The sequence below is a fragment of the Microbacterium umsixpiens genome (genome assembly GCF_053543675.1).
Window position 1 is genome coordinate 16631 of sequence record NZ_JBLVOH010000209.1, and the last position, 2846, is coordinate 19476.

General features: G+C 68.0%; 5 protein-coding genes. 4 read left to right on the forward strand and 1 reads right to left on the reverse strand.

What is annotated here, in order from left to right; genetic code table 11:
- The first annotated feature begins 136 nt into the window (after window positions 1–136).
- From ACNPM4_RS18040 to ACNPM4_RS18050, 3 genes are read left to right on the forward strand one after another with little or no spacing between them, the layout of a single operon-like run.
- Window positions 137–574, forward strand: coding sequence for a hypothetical protein (locus tag ACNPM4_RS18040; RefSeq protein WP_448986605.1), 438 nt, complete (start codon window positions 137–139; stop codon window positions 572–574).
- Window positions 567–902: a transcriptional regulator gene (locus ACNPM4_RS18045; RefSeq protein ID WP_448986606.1), complete on the forward strand. Its 336-nt coding sequence runs from the start codon at window positions 567–569 to the stop codon at window positions 900–902. Before ACNPM4_RS18040 ends, ACNPM4_RS18045 begins: the two co-directional genes overlap by 8 nt.
- The gene (locus ACNPM4_RS18050) at window positions 899–1951 is read left to right on the forward strand and encodes a hypothetical protein (protein WP_448986607.1); all 1053 of its coding nucleotides are present in this window, start codon (window positions 899–901) and stop codon (window positions 1949–1951) included. The genes ACNPM4_RS18045 and ACNPM4_RS18050 overlap by 4 nt, the downstream gene beginning before the upstream one ends.
- Here the strand turns inward: ACNPM4_RS18050 and ACNPM4_RS18055 are convergent.
- The gene (locus tag ACNPM4_RS18055) at window positions 1923–2534 is read right to left on the reverse strand and encodes a flavodoxin family protein (protein WP_448986608.1); all 612 of its coding nucleotides are present in this window, start codon (window positions 2532–2534) and stop codon (window positions 1923–1925) included. The two genes, ACNPM4_RS18050 and ACNPM4_RS18055, sit on opposite strands and share 29 nt — an antisense overlap.
- 66 nt (window positions 2535–2600) lie before the next feature.
- On the opposite strand from ACNPM4_RS18055, the gene ACNPM4_RS18060 reads away from it, so the two are divergent.
- The gene (locus ACNPM4_RS18060; protein WP_231481831.1) at window positions 2601–2828 is read left to right on the forward strand and encodes a hypothetical protein; all 228 of its coding nucleotides are present in this window, start codon (window positions 2601–2603) and stop codon (window positions 2826–2828) included.
- Window positions 2829–2846: the final 18 nt, after the last annotated feature.

Genomic DNA, 2846 nt, shown 5'->3' on the forward strand with positions numbered 1-2846 from the left:
CCGAGAACATCAAGCCCCGGTTCGGCGGTCACAGCGACCTTCGGACCGGGGCTTAGTCGTTTCCGCTCCGCAGTGGTTGCCCGCGAGGAAACTACGTGTTAGTTTCTTCTCGGGAAACGAAATTTGAGGGGGAAACATGGACAGCGACGAAGCGGCGGCCCGCCTCGCGGCCGTGAAGCAGACGAAGAGCGTGTCGGTGCGGAACGGGGCGTGGGTCGCCTCCCTCGTGGCGTCGGCGGGAGCGCTGGCGATCGGGTTGATGATCGACATGGACATGATCTACCTCTCGGCACTCGTTGTGCTGGGGATCGTCGGGCTCTTCTCGATGCTGTCGATCCGGCTGCGGCTGACCTGGTCCGACCGCGCCGGCGCCTGGCTGGTCTGGGGCGGTGCCCTGCTGGCGCTCGCCGCATTCGCCGCCGTGCAGTTCCCCGTGCGCGCGGTGGGATGGATCCTCCCCAACACCATCGGAGCGCTGGCTGCCGTCGTCGTGATCCTCCTCGTCTGCCGACCGGGTCTGCAGCGCCTCGCGAGTGCACCCACCCCGGCGGCATCCGGGAAGCGAGATGAGTGAGGCGCAGGGAGAGGATGCGGTGGCACCGCGCCTCGATCCGCTGCTGCACGAGCCGGTGCGTTTGAGTGTGCTCTCCGCCCTGGCTCCCGCGGACTACATCGAGTTCTCGACGCTGCTCCGCCTGGTCGGGGTGAGCAAGTCGGCACTGTCGAAGCACGTGTCGGCTCTGACGGATGCGGGAGTCGTCGTCGTGACGAACAGCCCCACCGATCAGCGCGCGCGTCGCATCGCCCTGACCGAGGCGGGGCGGGAGTCCTTCGACGCCTATCTCCGCCGGCTCGAGGAGATCGTCCGCGCGGCACGCGGGCAGGCGGGCGGATCCCGATGACGGAGAACACCACCGCCGACGACACGCGCGTGCGTACGAGCGTGACCCGGAAACTGGTGCGCAACCCGCTCCTCTGGGGCGCGGTGCTGCTGCTCGCCGCCATCGTCTTCACGGTCGCGGGCGATGACTTGAGCTTCTTCCCCTTCCTGCTCATGCTGGTCGGCGGCTGGTGCTTCGGCTTCGCATTCGTGAACGCGACGTTCGACATGGTGCCCGCGCGCAACGGCGCGATCCTCCACGTGATCGTGGCCGTGGTCCTGGGCGTGCTCGTCGCCTCTGTGATCGAGTTCGGGGGAGACCTGCTCGACCCGTTCCCCGCTGCCGTTCGCGGTGTCGCCGTGGTGCTGCAGATGGCGGCGATCCCCGCGGTCGGATGGATCTGGCTCGGGCTGCTCAGTCGCGTCACCGATCTGGTCGGGCGCCGGGATGCGAAGAAGCGCCCGCTGCCCGTGGCCCCGGAGTGGGAACGCGAGGAGAGCGGCGACGGTTCGGTCGTGCGGTTCCCCGGCATCGAGCTCCGGATGCGCAGCCTCACGCAGGCGATCGTGGCGATCGTCGTGGTCTTCGGGCTCCTCGGTGTCGTGGCGCTGATCGCGCTCGACGACTTCGCGATGCGGATGGGCCCGCGCCTCGCCATCCTCCTCCTCGGGATCGTGGTCGGACTCCCCGTATACCTGGCCTTCACCGCGATCCTGCGTCGCCGCACGCAGCAGTGCGCGGTCGCCTTCGGCAACGACGAACTCCGGATCCGCGTGGGGGAGGCCCGTTACTCGATCCCGTTCCGGGACCTCGAGCTCCTCCGTTGGCGGACCCGCAGCGACTACGCACGCTTCGAAGTGCGCGGCGGGTCCGGTGTCGACCTCTCGGTGGTCACCGGGATCGCGAAGCCGCCTCGAGGGTTCTCCGCCGAGCTCCCGCCATTGCCGAGACGGGTGTATCGGCGCCTCGAGCTCGCGGGTCTGACGCTCGAGAAATCGCGTCGGGATGAGGTCATCACTTTCCTCACGACGCAGCCCGATGTCAGCTCGCCGGGTACTCCTGCGCCTTGAGCAGCCGGGCCAGGTGCGCGGCGTTCCGCGCGGCCGTCCCGATCGATGAAGCGACTTTCTCCGGGGTCTCCTCGAGGTCCTGGTAGTCGGTGGTGTGCATCGCCTCGCCGTTCCAGTAGACCGAACCCTGGGCGGGGATGGTGAAGCCGACATCTCCGAGAGCCTGGAAGACGATCGCCGCGATGTGGTGGGCGCCATCTTCGTTGCCGACGACACCCGAGATCGCCACCTTGTCGAAGAGCGTGGGGCGGCCGCGTGCGTCGGTCTCGCTGAGCTCCGCGTCGAGGCGTTCGAGCACGCGCTGGGCGACGCTCGAGTGCTGACCGAGCCACGTCGGCGTCACGAACACGAGGATGTCGGCATCGAGGATGCGTCGTCGCACGCTCGGCCACTCGTCGCCGTCGCCCATGTCCTTCTGCACTCCGGGACTGATGGACAGGTCGACAGCGCGGACGAGACTTCCCGTGACGCCGTGGCCGGCGAGAGCGTCGAGCAGCTGCGTCGCGAGGAGATCGGAACTGGAGGAGGCGGGCGACGGCTTCAGCGTGCAGGAGACGGCGACCGCGGTCAATGGTGTCTTCATGCTTCCAGCAGAGCAGGCGACCAAGTGCGTGCACAGGGGGTTTCCGCGCCGGGGCTATCCTGGTAGATGGCACCGACGACAGGAGATCCCGTGATCCTCAGCTTCCTCTTCTTCATGATCCTCTTCATCGGAGGCATCTGGACGATGGGCATCTCGTTCGGGCTGCCCGACTTCCAGGCGCTCGCGTTCTGCGGCGGCCTCCTCCTCGTCACGCTGGCGATGGCGTTCATGCTCCGCCAGGGAGGGTCGGCCACCCGCCGGTCGAACAACTGGTCGGGCAACGCCACCGAGTGACGTATCGCGGGCGGCAAT

Bases quoted from the DNA above. Each gene is read 5' to 3' on its own strand.
- ACNPM4_RS18040 (WP_448986605.1), top strand. From the start codon at position 137: ATGGACAGCGACGAAGCGGCGGCCCGCCTCGCGGCCGTGAAGCAGACG.
- ACNPM4_RS18045 (WP_448986606.1), top strand. From the start codon at position 567: ATGAGTGAGGCGCAGGGAGAGGATGCGGTGGCACCGCGCCTCGATCCG.
- ACNPM4_RS18050 (WP_448986607.1), top strand. From the start codon at position 899: ATGACGGAGAACACCACCGCCGACGACACGCGCGTGCGTACGAGCGTG.
- ACNPM4_RS18055 (WP_448986608.1), bottom strand. From the start codon at position 2,534: ATGAAGACACCATTGACCGCGGTCGCCGTCTCCTGCACGCTGAAGCCG.
- ACNPM4_RS18060 (WP_231481831.1), top strand. From the start codon at position 2,601: ATGGCACCGACGACAGGAGATCCCGTGATCCTCAGCTTCCTCTTCTTC.